The sequence below is a fragment of the Nocardia sp. Root136 genome (assembly GCF_001427185.1).
GTDB classification, from domain to species: domain Bacteria; phylum Actinomycetota; class Actinomycetes; order Mycobacteriales; family Mycobacteriaceae; genus Nocardia; species Nocardia salmonicida.
This window is the reverse complement of record NZ_LMFE01000001.1, coordinates 2,432,906-2,450,021: the sequence shown is the minus strand read 5'-3', so window position 1 is coordinate 2,450,021 and position 17,116 is coordinate 2,432,906. Positions and strand designations below refer to the sequence as shown.

20 protein-coding genes and 1 tRNA gene are annotated in these 17,116 nt (G+C 66.1%); 7 read left to right on the top strand and 14 right to left on the bottom strand.

Features of this window, described 5'->3' with window-relative positions; all coding sequences use genetic code 11:
• The first annotated feature begins 46 nt into the window (after positions 1–46).
• From ASD42_RS11365 to ASD42_RS11350, 4 genes are all read left to right on the top strand, one after another.
• Complete coding sequence (locus ASD42_RS11365) at positions 47–1,288, top strand: cytochrome P450 (RefSeq protein WP_056813776.1); 1,242 nt, start codon at positions 47–49, stop codon at positions 1,286–1,288.
• Between the two features lie 70 nt (positions 1,289–1,358).
• Positions 1,359–1,937, top strand: coding sequence for a TetR/AcrR family transcriptional regulator (locus ASD42_RS11360; protein ID WP_056813773.1), 579 nt, complete (start codon positions 1,359–1,361; stop codon positions 1,935–1,937).
• A gap of 52 nt (positions 1,938–1,989) precedes the next feature.
• Complete coding sequence (locus ASD42_RS11355; RefSeq protein WP_056813771.1) at positions 1,990–3,216, top strand: acyl-CoA dehydrogenase family protein; 1,227 nt, start codon at positions 1,990–1,992, stop codon at positions 3,214–3,216.
• A 52-nt stretch (positions 3,217–3,268) separates the two neighbouring features.
• Positions 3,269–3,718, top strand: coding sequence for a cupin domain-containing protein (locus ASD42_RS11350; RefSeq protein WP_056813768.1), 450 nt, complete (start codon positions 3,269–3,271; stop codon positions 3,716–3,718).
• A 4-nt stretch (positions 3,719–3,722) separates the two neighbouring features.
• Here the strand turns inward: ASD42_RS11350 and ASD42_RS11345 are convergent, their stop codons facing one another.
• Positions 3,723–4,967 (bottom strand): hypothetical protein, encoded by a 1,245-nt coding sequence (locus ASD42_RS11345; protein WP_056813766.1) that lies wholly within the window; start codon positions 4,965–4,967, stop codon positions 3,723–3,725.
• Positions 4,968–5,123: 156 nt separating this feature from the next.
• Positions 5,124–5,672, bottom strand: a complete 549-nt coding sequence (locus tag ASD42_RS11340) for a carboxymuconolactone decarboxylase family protein (RefSeq protein WP_056813764.1) — start codon at positions 5,670–5,672, stop codon at positions 5,124–5,126.
• A 271-nt stretch (positions 5,673–5,943) separates the two neighbouring features.
• Here ASD42_RS11340 and ASD42_RS11335 point away from each other — a divergent pair, with 271 nt between their 5' ends.
• The gene (locus tag ASD42_RS11335; RefSeq protein WP_131816976.1) at positions 5,944–6,162 is read left to right on the top strand and encodes a hypothetical protein; all 219 of its coding nucleotides are present in this window, start codon (positions 5,944–5,946) and stop codon (positions 6,160–6,162) included.
• Between the two features lie 136 nt (positions 6,163–6,298).
• On the opposite strand, the gene ASD42_RS11330 is transcribed toward ASD42_RS11335, so the two are convergent.
• The 3 genes from ASD42_RS11330 to ASD42_RS11320 form a co-directional block, all read right to left on the bottom strand.
• A tRNA-Leu gene (locus ASD42_RS11330) sits at positions 6,299–6,372 on the bottom strand.
• 116 nt (positions 6,373–6,488) lie between these two features.
• Complete coding sequence (locus tag ASD42_RS11325) at positions 6,489–8,000, bottom strand: APC family permease (RefSeq protein WP_056813758.1); 1,512 nt, start codon at positions 7,998–8,000, stop codon at positions 6,489–6,491.
• Between the two features lie 54 nt (positions 8,001–8,054).
• Positions 8,055–9,542 (bottom strand): peptide MFS transporter, encoded by a 1,488-nt coding sequence (locus ASD42_RS11320; protein ID WP_056813754.1) that lies wholly within the window; start codon positions 9,540–9,542, stop codon positions 8,055–8,057.
• A 218-nt stretch (positions 9,543–9,760) separates the two neighbouring features.
• On the opposite strand from ASD42_RS11320, the gene ASD42_RS11315 reads away from it, so the two are divergent.
• Positions 9,761–10,207 carry an SRPBCC family protein gene (locus tag ASD42_RS11315; RefSeq protein ID WP_056813751.1) on the top strand — a complete coding sequence of 149 codons (447 nt, stop codon included), beginning with the start codon at positions 9,761–9,763 and terminating at the stop codon, positions 10,205–10,207.
• 182 nt (positions 10,208–10,389) lie between these two features.
• Complete coding sequence (locus ASD42_RS11310) at positions 10,390–11,094, top strand: MHYT domain-containing protein (protein WP_235569378.1); 705 nt, start codon at positions 10,390–10,392, stop codon at positions 11,092–11,094.
• Positions 11,095–11,137: 43 nt separating this feature from the next.
• On the opposite strand, the gene ASD42_RS11305 is transcribed toward ASD42_RS11310, so the two are convergent.
• From ASD42_RS11305 to ASD42_RS11270, 9 genes are all read right to left on the bottom strand, one after another.
• On the bottom strand, positions 11,138–11,350 hold the full coding sequence (locus ASD42_RS11305; protein WP_056813745.1) for a hypothetical protein: 213 nt from the start codon (positions 11,348–11,350) through the stop codon (positions 11,138–11,140).
• A gap of 41 nt (positions 11,351–11,391) precedes the next feature.
• A complete protein-coding gene (locus ASD42_RS35230; protein ID WP_165610278.1) occupies positions 11,392–11,547 on the bottom strand; it encodes a DUF6131 family protein in 156 nt (51 codons plus the stop codon).
• A gap of 148 nt (positions 11,548–11,695) precedes the next feature.
• Positions 11,696–11,971 carry a hypothetical protein gene (locus ASD42_RS11300; RefSeq protein WP_056813742.1) on the bottom strand — a complete coding sequence of 92 codons (276 nt, stop codon included), beginning with the start codon at positions 11,969–11,971 and terminating at the stop codon, positions 11,696–11,698.
• An 85-nt stretch (positions 11,972–12,056) separates the two neighbouring features.
• Entirely contained in the window at positions 12,057–12,788 is a 732-nt protein-coding gene (locus tag ASD42_RS11295) for a GntR family transcriptional regulator (protein ID WP_056813740.1), read from the bottom strand.
• 108 nt (positions 12,789–12,896) lie between these two features.
• Positions 12,897–14,204 carry a serine hydrolase domain-containing protein gene (locus tag ASD42_RS11290; protein WP_056813736.1) on the bottom strand — a complete coding sequence of 436 codons (1,308 nt, stop codon included), beginning with the start codon at positions 14,202–14,204 and terminating at the stop codon, positions 12,897–12,899.
• An 88-nt stretch (positions 14,205–14,292) separates the two neighbouring features.
• The gene (locus ASD42_RS11285; RefSeq protein WP_056813735.1) at positions 14,293–14,832 is read right to left on the bottom strand and encodes a hypothetical protein; all 540 of its coding nucleotides are present in this window, start codon (positions 14,830–14,832) and stop codon (positions 14,293–14,295) included.
• Positions 14,833–14,987: 155 nt separating this feature from the next.
• Positions 14,988–15,587 (bottom strand): DUF305 domain-containing protein, encoded by a 600-nt coding sequence (locus ASD42_RS11280; RefSeq protein ID WP_084465801.1) that lies wholly within the window; start codon positions 15,585–15,587, stop codon positions 14,988–14,990.
• A 65-nt stretch (positions 15,588–15,652) separates the two neighbouring features.
• Positions 15,653–16,165, bottom strand: a complete 513-nt coding sequence (locus ASD42_RS11275) for a DUF6153 family protein (RefSeq protein WP_235569377.1) — start codon at positions 16,163–16,165, stop codon at positions 15,653–15,655.
• Between the two features lie 48 nt (positions 16,166–16,213).
• Positions 16,214–16,795 carry an AMIN-like domain-containing (lipo)protein gene (locus tag ASD42_RS11270; RefSeq protein ID WP_056813730.1) on the bottom strand — a complete coding sequence of 194 codons (582 nt, stop codon included), beginning with the start codon at positions 16,793–16,795 and terminating at the stop codon, positions 16,214–16,216.
• Positions 16,796–17,116: the final 321 nt, after the last annotated feature.

Below are 17,116 nucleotides of genomic sequence, written 5' to 3'. Positions count from 1 at the left end.
GCCAGCGCCTCTAGACAAAACAGTTCATATGTCTCACTATGGAGTCATGAGCACAGCGACGTCTCATTCGGTGCGGTTCGAACTTCGCTCCGGAGACACTTGGCGCGATCCCTGGTCCATGTATTCCGCACTGCGTGATCACGACCCTGTTCACCGTGTGATCCCCGCCGGGCAGGAGGACAACGACTTCTACGTGTTGTCCCGGCATGCCGACGTGTGGATGGCGGCGCGTGACCCCGCGACCTTCTCCTCCGCGTCGGGACTGACCGTCGACTATGTCGACCTGGTCGCCGCCGGGTTCGGCGCGGTCAAGCCGTTCGTCTTCATGGACCCGCCGGAGCACACCGATTTCCGGCGTCGGGTGTCACCGGGATTCACTCCGTGCCAGGTGAATTCGGTCGAGCCCGCCGTGCGGAGGTTCATCGTCGAACGCATCGAGCGGCTACGTGCGGCGGGTGGGGGCGACATCGTCAAGGACCTGTTCAAGCCGCTGCCCACCATGGTGGTCGCCCACTATCTCGGTGTACCGGAACAGGATCACGAGAAGTTCGACGCGTGGACCGAGAACATCGTCGGCGGCGCGGTCGCGGGGGCCGGGCTTGCCGCGGGCGACCAGAACGCCTTCACCGCGGTGGGCGAAATGGTCGGCTATTTCAGTGAATTGATCGCCCGCCGCCGCGTCGAGCCGGGCGACGACACCATTTCGCACCTGCTGGCCTCCGGTCTCGGCGCCGACGGCGACAACGAGGGCCTGGTCGCGATCCTCGGCTTCGCGTTCACGATGATCACCGGCGGCAACGACACCACCACCGGCAATCTCGGCGGTGCGGTCCAGTTGCTCACCGCCGCCCCCGACCAGCGGCAGCTGCTCATCGACGATCCCTCGCTCATCCCGGACTCCATCGAGGAGTTCCTCCGGATGACCTCACCGGTGCAGGGCCTGGCCCGCACCACCACCCGCGATGTCGAACTGCACGACACCATCATCCCCGAGGGCCGCCGCGTGCTGTTGCTCTACGGTTCGGGCAACCGCGACGAACGCGAATTCGGCCCCACCGCAGCCGAACTCGATATCCGGCGCAACCCCAAGCGCATCCTCAGCTTCAGTCACGGCCACCACCACTGCCTCGGCGCGGCCGCCGCCCGCATGCAGGCGCGCGTCGCACTCGAGGAACTGCTCACCCGCTGCCCCGACTTCACCGTCGACCTCGACGCGGTGCAGTGGTCGCAGGGCAATTATGTGCGCTGGCCGGTCTCGGTGCCGTTCCGCGCGGAGGGCTCGGCATGAGCGGTCAGCGCCCGGAGGCGGTAGCCCGCGTAACCACGCAGGGCGCCCGAGCATGCCGCGGGGAAACAGCATGAGCGGTGACTGGCTCGGCGCCGATCGGGCGGACCTGGCCGCCGAACGCATCATCGACGCGGCCGCCGAACTGTTCGCCGAGCACGGGGTGGCCGCGGTCGGCATGGCCGAAATCGCCAAGGCCGCAGGTTGCTCCCGCGCCACGCTGTACCGCTACTTCGACAACCGGCACGCGGTGCGTCTGGCGTTCGTGCACCGCGAGACCCGTCGCATCGTCGCCCAGCTCGACGAACGGTTCCGCGACATCGCCGACCCGGGGGAACGCATCATCGCCGCGATGCTCGGCGCGGTCGAGGAGGTCCGCGCCAACCCCCTGCTCATCGCCTGGTTCCGCCCCGCCGACTCCGGCACGGCGGGTCGCATCAGCCAGGACTCCGACGTCATCGAATCCCTGGCCGCGACCATCTTCGGCCCCGCGGGCCTGACCGACCCGGAACGCAGCAGGCTGGCCCGCTGGCTCACCCGCGTCATCGTCTCGCTGCTGTCGGCTCCCGGCCGCGATGCCGCCGACGAACGGGCCATGCTCGAGGAGTTCGTCGCCCCGGTCATCACCCGCACCTTCGTCTCGCCGAACTAGAACGTGTTCTATATTTGAGGGAAAGTTCCGGCGATCCCTCGGGAGTCCAGATATGTACCAGTGGTCAGACGAAGACCTGATGTTCCGCGACGCTGTGCGCGGCTTCATCGCCAAGGAGGTCACCCCGCACGTCGACCAGCTGGAGAGCGGCGCGCTGCCGCCGTTCGACATCATCCGCAAGCTGTACGCCACCTTCGGGCTGGACGAGATGGCGCGTGACGGGCTGGAGAAGGCACTCGCCCGCGAAGAGGCCGGTACCACCGGCTCCGGTAAGTCAGGCGGCGGTTTCAGCGGTGCGGGCAGCATGGGCGTAGTCCTCAACAGTGAGCTCGCCGGCGTCAGCCTCGGGCTGGTGGCCTCCATGGGGGTGAGCCTCGGTCTCACCGTTGGCACCATCCGCAGTCGCGGCACCCTGGCGCAGAAGAAGCGCTGGCTGCCCGAACTGGTCACCATGGCCAAGGTCGGCGCCTGGGCCATCACCGAACCCGATTCGGGCTCCGACGCGTTCGGCGGCATGAAGTCCTATGTGCGCCGTGACGGCGAAGACTACATCCTGAACGGTCGCAAGACGTTCATCACCAACGGTCCGTACGCCGACGTCACCGTCGTCTACGCCAAGCTGGACGAAGGTGACGGCACCGACCGCCGCGACCGCAAAGTGCTGCCGTTCGTGCTGGACAAGGGCATGCCCGGTTTCGTACAGAGCCCCCCGTTCAAGAAGATGGGCATGAACTCCTCGCCCACCGGCGAACTGTTCTTCGAGAACGTCCGCATCACCCCCGACCGGCTGCTCGGCGAAACGGAGAACCCGGCCAAGGGTGACGGAAAAGATAGTGCCAAGGAGTCTTTCGCGGCCGAACGCATCGGCATCGCCTCCCTCGCGCTGGGCATCATCAACGAATGTCACCGCCTGTGCGTCGATTACGCCAAGTCCCGCACGCTGTGGGGCAAGGAGATCGCGCAGTTCCAGCTCATCCAGCTCAAGCTCGCCGAGATGGAGATCGCGCGAATCAACGTGCAGAACATGGTCTTCAACGCCATCGAGCGCACCGCCGCCGGCGACAAGGTGACCCTCGCCGAGGCCTCGGCGATGAAGCTCTACTCCTCTCGCGCCGCCACCGAGGTCGCGATGGAGGCCGTGCAGCTGTTCGGCGGCAACGGGTACATGGCCGAGTACAAGGTCGAACAATTGGCCCGCGACGCCAAGTCGCTGATGATCTACGCGGGCAGCAACGAAATCCAGGTAACCCACATCGCCAAGGGGTTGACCGCCGGGTAAGCGAGTTTATTTCCAGCTATTCGTACAGGTAGTTCGCTCGTATACTACGAAGATGCGAATCCACCGGAATGCTTGTGCCGGCGCCGCGGTGGTCGTCGCCGCGGTCGTCGCCCTCGCGCCGTCGACTTCGGCCACCCCGGCCTCCGGTGTGACCGTCGAACCGCTGACCCAGGTCGATGTCAGCGCATTCAGCCCCTTCGCCTCCTTGCCGAGCAAGTTCACCTTCCGGCGGATCACCATCGCGCCCGGGGGCACCCTCGGCTGGCACTACCACGACGGCACTGTGCTCGCGGTGATCACGGCGGGTCAGGTGACTCGATACGAGACAGACTGCGTGCCGACCACGTACTCCGCGGGCCAGGGATTGTCGGAGACCGTGGGCCCTGACCATGTCCATGTAGGCCGCAACCTCGGCAACGAGCCCGCCGAGCTGTACGTCGCGTATGTCAACCTCGCGAATGAACCCCTTTTCGTGGACGCCCCCGCCCCGGACTGCGCGTAGCCCCTCAGGCGTTGAGGCACGCTTCGGTGCCGCCGGTAGCGAACGTTTCGGTGCTGCAATAAGCGGTTCTAGGGTAGTACGGGCCCATTGTGATAGCCGGGTCGTCGCCGGAGTCCTGGGACGCCTGGATCGAATTCGGATAGAACGCCGCGCTCGGGGTCATGTTCCGCAGGAACAGCACCTTGTCCACATCGGTACTGCCCCAGGGAATCACCGTCACGCTCGGGTCGAGATTCGAGGGCACGTCCGCGGGTGCTGCGACCACGTAGGTGTAGTAGCCGGACCCGTCGATCGCGGTCTGGAAGTCGGCCGCGCAGGCGACAACGGGGTAGGGCGAGCGCAGGTCGTTCTGGCACATCGACCAATACCGCACCTGCTGGCTCGGATCCGTAGGTGATTGTCCCGCACGGGTATTCGGGAATATCGGCGCCTTGCCACGCACCACCAGCAGGCGTCCGGGCTGATAGCTGATCCGCGTTCCGATGTATTTGTTGTCGCCGTTAGGGAAGAGTCCGGAGGTGCTCGCCGGGTTGCTGAACGTCGCCTCCGGCGTGTTGCCGGGGAACGCGCCCGCAGCCGCTCCGGCGATCGCCCGGTCGAAGGCGGACTTGGCCGCGTCGGCGACGGGACCGCTGTACGAAGCCGGGTCGAAGGGCTGCGCGCACGGTTGGGCAGGCACGTCGGCGCCCGCGATCGAGAGCTTCACATCGGGCAGTGGGACGCCGCCACTGAGCGAAGCCGGGTCGGTCGGAACATAGACACGGACGATGACGAAGCCGATCGGCGTGCTCTGACCGTTGGCGACAGCCTGAATCTCGTTGCGGCTGTGGTCGGCCGGACCGTTGACCAACGTGGCGTGCCAGCGCCGCTGCGAGGCGGGCAGTGACGCGGCGGCGGCGTCGACGAACGGATTGGCACTGCCCGGGTCGGCGGTGATCTGGTCGTCGCGCAACGTGTCCACGGTGTCGAGGTCGGTCCCGTAGGTGTTCACCGAGAAATACCGAGCGGCCGGATAGGTACCGGACAACTCGATCGAGTCGCCCGGCCCCAGTGCATAGGGCATCAGCCAATACGTCGAATTCGCATCGGGGAAAGCCACATTCAGCACGGTGCTGTTGGACATGAACCGCCACGCGCACAGCGCCGAGTCCGGCGGATTCGCGGAGGCGGGCGCGGCGAACCCCACCGCGGCCAGCACCGTAGCCACCACACAACAGACGCGAACTATCACAGCACCGACCGAATGCATGACGATCCCCTCGCTGAGCTCGAACTGGCGAACTATCGAAGAATCCCGCGCGCCCACGTCACCGTGGTCGGCTCGCGACCAACATAGTGCACCCCATGGCAGCGCTCCACGCCACGTAGCGGTGGACCGTCGACGGTGTGTCCGGTCGCCGCCGTTCTACGGCGCTCGTCGTGGTTCCGGCATCGCGCATGCCAGCCCGTCGGCCATCCCTGTCGGCTGCACACCGAGACCCTGATTGAGCCTGGCCCGTTGGTTCTCCCACGCGATGCTCGCCGCCAACTCGGCCAGCTGCGCCTTCGACAGGTGCGTGAGCAGCGTGTCACGCAATTCGTCGATATCGACCGCGGGAGTAACCGTCATCGCCTCGGCGAACGCGATCACCAGCTTCTCCAACTCGGTATAGGCATCACTGGTCCGATACCGAGGCAGATCGACGAGCTGCTGCTCGGTCAGCCCCGCCGTATGCGCCAGCGCCGACCCGATATCGAGACAGAACTGACACGCCACCAGCCCCGCCGTCTTGAGCTCGGCCAACTCCTTGAGCCGAGGATCCAGCTTGTTACTGAACAACAACGCCGTCTCATAGGTCAGCGTCGCCGCCGCGATCTGCGGCCGCCGCCCGAGCCACCCCACCAGATCCCCCCGATTACGCCGAGCCTGCCCGATGACCTCGGCGTATCCCCGAACCCGCTTGACCACCCGCATCGATAACACCCCTTCGTGCCGACGATTCACCTACCGATGAACCTACGCCGAGACCCCACCGAACCCCAGAGTGATCCGCCTCGCTTCCTGCAGGCGGAGAGCCCGACATCGAGGCGGTTGCCGTGTAAGCCGTTGGAGCACAGTGCAATACCCATCGCACCGTGGCCGGCGCCTTAAGGATTTAGCATGTCGACCGTATGCAGCGCTCTCTAATTTCATGGGTGTCAAGGCCCCCAAGGGGCGAAGTCATCCACACCAGGGGAGATCTGAATTGAAGAAGATTGTTACAGGACTGCTGATGGGCGCGCTCGCCACGGGGACCATGGTCGCCATGGCGCCCGCGGCGCAGGCGGCGCAGTACGCAAACCTCAAGGATTGCCAAGCTGCCGCGAAGCGCAAGGTCGACGAGCGTATTTCGCAGGGCGACATCAACGTCCCCAACTACACCTGCAAGCGTGACGGAAACGGCTGGCGGGTAGCAGTCGGCTAGCCCTCTTCGAAGTGGTCAGGGGTCAGTTCGGCGGCTGACCTCTACCATCCGGTTGCCGCTGCGGACTCCCTGCGGACTGAGCGGCCAGTTGACCGGGAAAGAAGCGCGGATAACGCCCGCGACCTGCGATGAAGAGTGCCCCCACAGGGACTCGAACCCTGACTGTGCGGATTTTAAGTCCGCTGCCTCTGCCAATTGGGCTATAGGGGCGTCCCGGATAGCGTAGCGAATCGTACGGGTGTACCGGAATCCTGTTGGTCGACAAGGTCGGCCCGGCGTGTCGGAACAGACCACGCCGGGACCGATCATGTCATCGAAGGTGCTGGTCAGTCTGCACTCGCGCTCTTTTTGCCGAGGACGGAGTGTCGACGGCCATAGGCGAAGTAGACGGCGAAGCCGATGGCCATCCAGATCACGAAGCGCAGCCAGGTTTCCACCGAGAGGTTCACCATCAGCCACAGGCAGGCCGCGACGGCCAGGATGGGGATGAAGGGGACCAGCGGGACGCGGAAGCCGCGGGGCAGGTCGGGGCGGGTGCGGCGCAGCACGATGACGCCGACCGAGACCAGCACGAAGGCGAACAGCGTGCCGATGTTCACCATTTCCTCCAGCGTGCCGAAGTCGACGAAACCGGCCAGCACGCAGCAGATCACGCCGACGATGGCGGTGAGCCGCACCGGCGTGCCGCGCTTGCCGGTGTGGGCGAGTCCGCGGGGCAGCAGGCCGTCGCGCGACATCGCGAACAGCACGCGGGTCTGCCCGAGGAACAGCACCATCACCACGGTGGTGAGGCCGGCCAGGGCGCCGATGGAGATGACGTTCTTTGCCCAGTCCACGCCGAGGATCTGGAATGCCGTTGCCAGCGTGGCATTCTCGCCGGACAGATCGGTGTAGGGCACCATGCCGGTGAGCACCAGCGTCACCGCCACGTAGAGCACGGTGACGATCAGCAGCGAACCCAGGATGCCGCGCGGCACCGCCTTCTGCGGGTTCTTGGTCTCCTCGGCGGCGGTGGCCACCACGTCGAAACCGATGAACGCGAAGAACACGATGCTGGCCGCGGCGAGCAGGCCGTACCAGCCGAAGTTGGTGTCACCCGCGCCGGTGATGAATTGGAACAGCGTCTGGTGCAGACCACTGGCGCTTTCCTCGGCGGGCTGCGACGGCGGGATGTAGGGGCTCAGATTGGACGCCTTGAAATAGGTGATGCCGAGAACGAGCACCAGCGCGATGACCGCGAGCTTGATCGCCACGGCGACCGCCGACACCCGCGAGGACACCTTGGTGCCGATGGCGAGCAGCACACCGAGCGCGGCGAGCAGTAACACCGCGCCCCAGTCGAAGGTGATCGAACCTAATTGCACAGTGGCGGAATCGAATCCGAATACCGTGCCGAGATACTGCGACCAGCCTTTCGCGACCACCGACGCGGCGAGCGCGAATTCCAAGATCAGGTCCCAGCCGATGATCCACGCCACCAGTTCCCCGAAGGTGGCATAGGAATAGGTATAGGCACTACCGGCAACGGGCACGGTCGAAGCGAATTCCGCATAACAAACCGCGGTGAGACCACACGCTATCGCCGCGAAAACGAATGCCAGCGAGACCGAAGGCCCGGCCACATTGCCCGCGGTTCGCGCGGTGAGCGTGAAGATGCCCGCGCCGACGACAACCGCGACACCGAAGATCGTGAGATCCCAGGCCGTCAGATCTTTGCGGAGTTTGGAATCGGGATCATCGGTATCGAGAATCGACTGTTCGACGGATTTGGTGCGGAACAACCCGCCCCAGCGGCTGGGCGATCGGCCCACGCCTGGAGCGTCCTGCGGTGTCGGCACGGTATATCTCCTTCTGCTGCGAAAAACGTAATCGGGGATTACCCGGAAATCAGGTCAGTGCACGCCCTGCATGCGGCGCTTGATCCAGGGCGAGCACGCGACAACGACGAGACCGGCCACGATGGCCGCGGCGCCGCTGAACCCGAAGTAGGCCGTCTCGCTGTCGGGGCTGTAGAAGCGGGCGAGCGTGCCGGCCATCGACGTGCCGATGCCGACGGAGAAGAAATACAGGGCCATCATCTGCGAGCGGAACGCGGCGGGCGCGAGATGGGTGGTCACCGCGAGACCGATCGGCGAGAGCAGCAGTTCCGAGACCGCGAAGCCACCGAGGATCAAGAAGACCGCGAGCACCGGCACGGTCTTGCCGTCGAAACCGCTGAGCAGCGCGAACAACCAGAACGCGATGCCCATCCCGATCACGCCGAGCGCGAACTTGATCGGCGTGCTCGGCGCGCGATTGCCGAGTTTGGTCCACATCAGCGCGAACAGCGGCGAGAGCGCGATGATCCACACCGGCTCGACCGAACCGATCCAGCTCGCCGGGGCCTCCCAGCCGAAGATCCGCCAGTCGACGCGCTCGTCGGAATAGACCGCGAGCATGGTGAACATCTGCTGGAACAGCGACCAGAACACCGCGTTGGCGATGAACAGTGGGATGAACGCGACCACCCTCGTCCGCTCCACGTGCGTCACCTTGGCGCTGCGCAGCATCACCGCGAAATACACGACCGAGGCGACCACGATGACGCCGGTGGTGACGTCGGAGAGATTCTCGAGGGTGATCAGCTTCGTCAGCACGGCCACCAGCACCACGACGGCCGCGACGGCGACGCCGATCAGTACCGGGGTGAGCTCGCGACGGGTGATGGGATTGGGCACCTCGCGCCCGTGGGTGCCCAGGTTGCGACGGAAGATCACGTACTGGGCCAGACCGAGCGACATACCGATCGCCGCGGCGCCGAAAGCCACGTGGAATCCCCACTCGCGCTGCAACAGGCCGGTGAGCAGCGGGCCGCAGAACGCACCGATATTGATGCCGAGATAGAACAGCGTGAATCCGCCGTCGACCCGCGCGTCGGTGGGCGCGTAGAGAGTGCCGAGCAACGACGACGCGTTCGCCTTCAACCCACCACTGCCGAGCGCGACGAGCACCAGGCCGACGCCGACGCCGGTCAAGCCGGGCAACACCGCCAGCGCGAGGTGTCCGGCCACGACCACGACACCGCCGTAGAAGACCGTCCGCTCCATCCCCAGCACCCGGTCGGCAATCCAGCCGCCGAGCACGGTGGACAGGTATACCAGGCCGCCGTACGCGCCGACGATGCCGAGCGCGGTGCTCTGGGCGATGCCGAGGCCGCCCTCGGTGGTGGAGTAGTAGAGGTAGTAGCCCAGGATGGTGAGCATGCCGTAGAAGGAGAAACGCTCCCACAGCTCGACGCCGAACAGGTTGGTCAGCCCGATGGGGTGACCGAACACGGTGCGTTCGGCCGCCTTGTCGGCAGGGTTCGGCGGGTCGCCGAGCCGGGTTTCTTCGGTGGACATAAGGGAACGATCCCACGTCGAAACGGTGGACAGCAATTTCCCCGCATCGTCGCGGGTTCGGCGTGCCGAACCCGCCGGGCCGTCGCGAACACCTCCGGCGGGGGCGCCGACACAAGGGGGCGTGCCGCCGCGAACGCCGCGGCGGTACGCGGGGAGAGGAGCGCTGCGCCAATTAGGCTGTGGTGACCGGACTCCCGCGACGGACGAGGAAATCAGACGTGCTGACAGCCCAAGTGACCGTCCCCGTGCGGCCGGAGAGGGCGTTCGCGACCCTGGCCGACGGCTGGCTCTACGCGAGCTGGGTGGTCGGCGCCTCGCATATCCGCGAGGTCGACCCCGGCTGGCCTGCCATCGGCAGCCGCATCCACTACCGCTTCGGGCTGTGGCCGGTGCTGATCAGCGATACGACGGTGGTGCGCGCGATCGACCCGCCGCACCGGCTCGAGTTGGAGGCGCGGCTGTGGTCGGTCGGTTCGGCGTTGATCACGCTCACGCTCGTCGAACAATCCCCGGGGCACACCACGATCCGGATGGTCGAACGCGCCGGGAGCGGACCCGCTCAGTTGATTCCCGGAGTGGCGCAGGATCTGCTCTTCTCGGCGCGTAACCAGGAATCCCTCGATCGGCTGGCCGCTTTGATTCGTGCGCGTTCGCAGAATGAATGACTCACCGGAATTCCGACCGGTCCGTATTTCTCGATAGCGAGTATTTCGCGCTGAAATAGTCGCGAGGAATTCTCTGTCGCCGTGTTCGATCTGCGTAATTGGTTTAGTCTCTACCGATTAACTGAATGCGTAGATCAGGGGAAAAGCGCGTGCTTCATATCGAGCACTTCAATAATGGCTGGATGAATCCGGTGCTGGCCTTCGGCCTGTCGTTCATCGGTTCGGTATTGGGGCTACGGTGCGCGGTGCACGCCAAAGCGTCGTCGGCGCCGCTCGGTTGGCTCATCGCCGCGGCCGTGGGGCTGGGCGGAGCGGCCATCTGGGTCACGCACTTCACGGCCATGCTCGGGTTCAGCATCGGCGGGGCGCCCATCCGCTACGACGTGCCGTTGACGCTGGTCAGTGCGGTGATCGCGATCGTGGTGGTGCTGATCGGGCTCACTATCGTCACCGGTGGTGGCAACGAGTGGGTGACACTGCCCTTCGGCGGCGCGATCACCGGGCTGGGCGTGGCCGCCATGCACTACCTGGGGATGTGGGCGATACGCGCCAGAGCCGTCATCGAATACGAGCCCGCGCTGATGGCGATGTCGATCGTGATCGCCGTGGTCGCGGCCACGGTGGCGCTGTGGTTCATGCTGCACGTGCGCGGCCTGCTGATGACAACAGGCGCCGCGCTGGTCATGGGAATCGCGGTGTGCGGCACGCACTACACGGCGATGGCAGCCATGCGCGTGCACCACGGTGACCCGATGACGGTGGTGGACGGTGTCACTCCGGTGCAATTGCTGCTGCCGTTGATCGCGACGGTGTCGTTGGTGGTCACCGGATTGGTGATCGTGGTCGGGTTGGCCGAGTTGGAGGTCGGCGAGAGTCGACCGGACTGACGGATTAACGCCGTGGCCGAATATTCGGCCACGGCGGTATCCATCAACTCGGCTGGGGTAGCTCGCAGTCATCGACCTTCGGATTGGCGCCCACATAGTTCAGTGGGCCCGCGATCAGGGTCACCGCGATGGTGCCGAGGGTCGCACAGTTCTGATCGCGTTCGGTGTAGTAACCGCGTTGACCCGCGGCCAGTACTCCGATCAGCAACCACACCAGCACGACGATCGAAATGATGCGAGAACTACTGCCTGTCATGACCGGTCCTCTACTGCTACTTCGACGGATTCTGCGCATGGTCAGTAGTAGTGTCGTCGGCCGCCGACTGCACGTCCTGTGCTGCCGATCAATGCCAGCGCTACGCCGACCACCAGGAGGATGACTCCCACCGTGTTGAGGAGGGGGATGCCGAAAACGAGTCCGGCTATGAGAAGTACTGCGCCGAGAAGAATCATCAGAGCTCACCTTGTTCGGTGTCGGGACTGTGGAATACCGGTGGGCACCCACATAGGCCGTTTGCCCGGTTTTCCCGATCCGAAACAGGCTGTGCCGCAAGAGACCGACTGCCGTGGCCGAACAGTTCGGCCACGGCAGTCGGGTGAATCAGCGGGCGAAGATCGGCAGCGCGGCCGAGCCCGTCGAGACCGGGCGCGGGGCGCTCGAGCCGAGGTCGGCGTCGAACGAGCCGGTGCCGCTGCCGACGTCGACCGAGCCCATCGAACTACCGGTGGGCGGGCCGAGCTCGACCGAACCGGAGGGGAGCAGGTCCCAATCGGCGCTGCCGACCGCGTTGGCGGTGCCGCCGGCGCCGAGCAGGGTTCCCGCGGCGAGCACGGCCAACAGGCCTGCCCTGGCGGCGGTGGATTGACGGATGGACATGGGTGATACCTCCGAGCGCTTCGCTGTGATAGCACCCAGACGGTAACTGAAATACGGTGATTTCACACCGGATCGGCGTGGTCGGCTACGACTGCGGCCGCTGACCCACTTCCATCTGCACGCGATAGCGGTCGGCCCGGTACCAGCTCTGGGTGTGCTCGATCGGTACCTCCGCGCTGAACGACACGCGGTCGAAATGCAGTACGGGAGCGCCCTTCTTGACGCCGAGCAGGGCCGCGACACCACCCTCCGCGGCTTGGGCGTCGACCGTCTGCACGGCTCGTTCGATCGGCCTGCCGTAGCGATCGGCCGTGGTCCGGTAGATCGACGAGGTGAGGTCGTGTGAGATCAGACCGGGGACCAGTTCGGGGTTGAACCAGGCGTCGTCGACGCTGACCGGATCCTCGTCGGCCAGCCGCAATCGCCGCACGTGGTAGGCGAGCGCGCCCTGGGGCAGGCGCAGCCCGCGCGCGGTCGCCTCGGGCGCGATCGCTTCCTCGGCGACGAGCACCAGGGTGGTCGGATGGTGGCCGAGCGCGCGCATCTCCTCGGTGAAAGAGGCCAGGTGCAGCCGCGATTGCACGGGCCGGTGCGCGACGAAGGTGCCCTTGCCGCGAACCCTGACCAGATACCCTTCGTTGACCAGCTGACCGACCGCTTCGCGCACGGTGATCCGGCTGACGCCGTAGTCCTGCATCAGATTGCGCTCGCTGGTGAGCAGATCACCCGGCTGCAGCTCGCGCGTGCACTTCTGGAGCAGAATCGCGCGCAGCTGTTCGTGTTTGGGCACTGCGCTGTCGCGCAGCGGTGCGGGCATCGCCAGTGGCTCCTTTTTCCTGGTAGGCCGACCGGTCCCTACTGGTCCTATCCGGTTGATTCGAGAATACGCGACCGGCGCCCGGGAACCCAGAGATCTACGCCCGGCTCAGCGGATGCCCGGCGTGCGTGGGTCGGTGCCGACGCATCCCAGGATGACGCATCCCGGTGGCGAATCCGCGAACGGGGCCTTCGGAGTCTCGCCGAGGCAGTCGAGGAAGTTGCAGCCGGGGTAGGCGTACGGGCCGACGCCGAGGGTGCCGAAGAAGGCATCGGGCCGCGCGATCATCGGGTCGGTCACGCTCACATCGGGACGCTCCCGATACGGACCGGGATCGGGAACCTGCTGGTCGCGGAACGCGGAGACGAGCGTGCGCAGCACGTCGTGGGTGTAGGTGGTCGAACTGCCGACCGTCGCGACGCCGGTCCAATTCAGCACCATGCCGAGGCTGGGCACGATGAAGCTGTCGTTGCGCAGCATGCCCGACATCTTCACCGCGTCGTCGGGCAGTCCGGGGAACTCGAGGCGGCACGGTGCGCCGTTGATCACGAACAGGAAGCCGTAGCAGGGCATGCTCGGCGACGGTGATACCGCCGCACGCATGTAGTCCTCGGAGATCACCTGCTGGGAATTCCAGCGGCCCCGATTACCCACGAGCAGACCGAGTTTCGCGAAGTCGTCCGGCGGCAGGATCAAATGCGCGTGGCCGTAGGTGTTTCCGGCGCGGTCGCGGGCCCAGTAGTAGTCGCTGCGGGCAATACCCAACGGGTCGAACAACTTCCGCTGGGCGAAGGACTGGAAGTCCTCGCCCACCGACTGCTGGATCACATAGACCAGCAGGTCGACAGCGCGCTGGCTGTAGCGGAACATCGTGCCCTGCGGGCGTTCGATCGGCATCGCGAGTGCTTGGGCGACGACATTGGGATCGAGTTGGGCCAGTCCCGTCGCGCCCTCGGCGGCGACGGCGACTTCCATGCCGGAGGACTCGGTGAGCAGATTGCGCACGGTGATCTCACGGTGCCCGGCATCGCCGAGCCCAGGGGGCAGATACCGGCCGATCGGCTCGTCGATCCGCAGCAGTCCCTCGTCGACGGCCGCGCCGGCGACGAGCGCGACGACGCTCTTGGTCCCGCTCCACAGATTCCACGCCACCCCACCGGATTCGGCGTTGCGCGGGCCGGTCGCGATCAGGCAGTTGTTGCGGAACAGCTGGATATTGAAGCGGGTGACGTCGGTCGCTCGCGCCATGGCGGTGGCCAGCACGGCGGGGTCGAGCGCGGCCTCGGCCGGTGTCGCGGACTGTGGAGTGCGGCCGGTGGTGACCTCACACCGCTTCGCGGTGACCGGGTCGGCGGTCGCCGGGCTGGGGAGCCATGCCCCCGAAACCAGGGTCAGTGCGGTAATCGATACTGCCACAACGTGTTTCAAATAGCCCTGCACGTACCCCTCCAGATGGTGTGTCGGGAGGGGAATCGTGAACGATCACGTTCTTGTTACGAGGCGATCAGCTGCCGTACGGCGTGCACACCCCGATCGCGGTGTCCTTGGACGTGTTGAAAGTGTCGATCACACCGTTGAGTTCGTCGGTGGGCGCCCTGCGTTCGAGGGTGTCGGCGAGGATGTTGGTCTTCTGGATGTAGTCGCGCAGCGGCACGGACAGATCGGCGATCACGTCCCCGGTGATCTTGCGGTCGAGGTCTTTGGCGCTGTTGCGCAGGGTGGTGACCGCGTCGGTGGCCTTGGCATCGGCATCGGGCGCCTGATCGTTGGAGGCCGCGATGTAGGCGTTGAACGAGGTGACCGAGGTCTTGTTGGCCGAGCGCAGGCCGTCGCACGCCGTGTCGTTGGCCGCCTCGATCTTCGCCGCCTTCGACGACGAGGCCGCCGCCGACGACGCCGCCACCTCGGAGGTATACGAGGCGAGCTCGCTCTGGTTGACCTCGGCGGTGCCCGGCACCTGCTTGGAGCAGGCGCCGATGAAGATCACTCCGGTCGCGGTGGCCGCGAGCGCGGTTCCGAGCCCCAGCCGTTCCAGTACTCGCATTTCTCTCTCCTGCCTCGAGACTGCAGGCACCGGTTGGGCCGGAGCCGAACATATCGACCGTACTGGCTACTTCCGGGTGACGTCAGGTCGCGGTGGCGATTTCGATGACGAACCGAGATGCGGCGCCGGAGTGTCGTGTCCGGCGCCGCCCCCGCTCAATTCTGCGCGAGCATGCCGCGCATGGTGGCGATCTCGGCCTCTTGATCGGCGATGATCTTCGTCGCGAGCTGCCGCGACGGCGGATTCACGCCGACGTTCAGCTCGGTCTGGGCCATCCTGACCGCGCCCTCGTGGTGGGCGATCATCATCTCCAGCCACTGCCGGTCGAAATCGGCGCCGTTCGCGGCTTGCAGACTGCCCATCTGCGCGTCGGTCATCATGCCGGGCATGGCGTGCCCGCCGTGCCCTTCGGTCGCGCTCGGGGCGGGTTTGCCGAAGCCGACGAGCAGGTCGGTGATCTGCTGCATCTCCGGCGCCTGCGCCTTCTCCACCTGGGCGGCCAGCGCGATGAGCTGCTGGTTCTGGGTGTGACTCGGCACCATCTTCGCCATCTCGACGGCCTGCGCGTGATGCGGGTACATCATCTGCAGGAAGCTGACGTCGGCATCGTTGAAGTCGGTACTCGCGGCAGCGCTGGTCGTGATGGTGGTGGAGTGCTCGGTGGTGTGGGTGGCGGTGCTGTCGTCGCTACAACCGGCCGCGAGCAAGACGGTGGCGGCCGCGGCGACGAGGATATGGGTACGGCTGATGGACATGGTGATCCTCCTGGGGATTCGGGTGAGGTGTCGAAACTGGCGAGGCACGTCAGGTGCCACGCCTGTCAGATCCGCAGAATCGCCAGTTGGGAAAGGGTGAGGACGGTCCATGGTGGTGGGCGCGTCCGTCGGCCGCGCCAGGCCCTCGACGGGTGCCGGGTGGCCTCGGAGGCATCGCCGAGGCGGTAGAGCAGGACCAGGGTCAGTGCGATGGCGAGCGCGGCCAGGACGAAAACACAGGCGTGGACGGCAGCGTGCTCGTGGCAGCCTGCCGCGCCGCAGCCCGTGTGCGGGTCGGACGGAGCGACGACGGGCATCATCGGCGATGCTTCGGGCAAAGCGGCGTGCTCGGTCGCGAGGATCGTGGCGTGCTCATCGGTCGGAGCCGCGGACAGGTGGCGGTCGGGCGCTGCCATGGTGGGGACCGGTGCTTGTGGAGCCGGGCCGTGCGCACTGTCGCTCGCGTGGGCGGTGCCGAAGACCGCGGAGTGCATGGCGACGATTCCGGCCAGCAGCATCAGCACAGCGAGCGCCCTGGCAATGCCGGGTGCGCGCGCGGGCGGATGCAGGTCCATCACAGTAGCCAGTCTAGCGATCGTCATCGCGATACCCGGTAGGGGTAAGGGCTACTGGGTGGCGATGTCGACGACCAGGCGCGGGGGATCGGCCAGGGCTGTCACGGCGAACGGCGGCTGATCGGCGTCGAGGCCGATGAACGACTGCGTGACGCCTTCGTAGACCAGCTTCTTGTAGACCCCGGTGATGGCGGGCGTGCTCGGATCGGTCACCGGGTCCGGCCCGTCGAACGGGGGGACGACCGAGTCGAACGGATACGCGGAGCCGAGGATCCGTACCTCGAGAATCGCGCGGCCCGCCACGTCGACGGTCTTGCCGCTGCCGTCCTGCACCGCTTGATCGGTGTAGGACACCTGCCACCCGGGAGCCCCGGTGCCACCGAGGGCGAAGACCACGCGGTCGAAGCCGGGCTGGCGGCCGAGCCGGATATCGGTGACGGTGAGCGCCGCATCGGTGGAGGCCGCGCCGGACTTCGGGCTCGCGTCGGTGGGCACCTCGCCGGTGGCCTCCGCGAACCTGCTGGCGGTGCTCGTCGTTGTCGGTGGAGTCGCGGCCGGTGCGTCGTCGGTGCCGCAGCCGGACACCGAAACCGCGGCCGCGGCGATCAGCACGAACACGAGGGCGTTGCGCATGTGCCTGATGCTACGCAGGGACGGCGGCGTCGTGGGCGAAGGAGCACGGGGTGTGTTCGGCTACGGAAAGTTTGCTGATGGCCACGGAATAGGAGCTGTTCCGGTTGGCGCCCGCAGGTCGCAGCCGGGTTTTCCGCTGAACGCGTACCAGTTCGGTAGTTAGCGCCACCTGCGGTGATCGGCTGCGGCGCGAAGTCGGTCGACGATCGCGTCCGAAGCATTGGGGAAGAATGGAATTCGGTGGATCCGCGAATTCGGAGCGATCTGCAAGGGCGTCGCAAATCGATGGAACCCGTTACCGCTCAGTGAAATACATCCGAC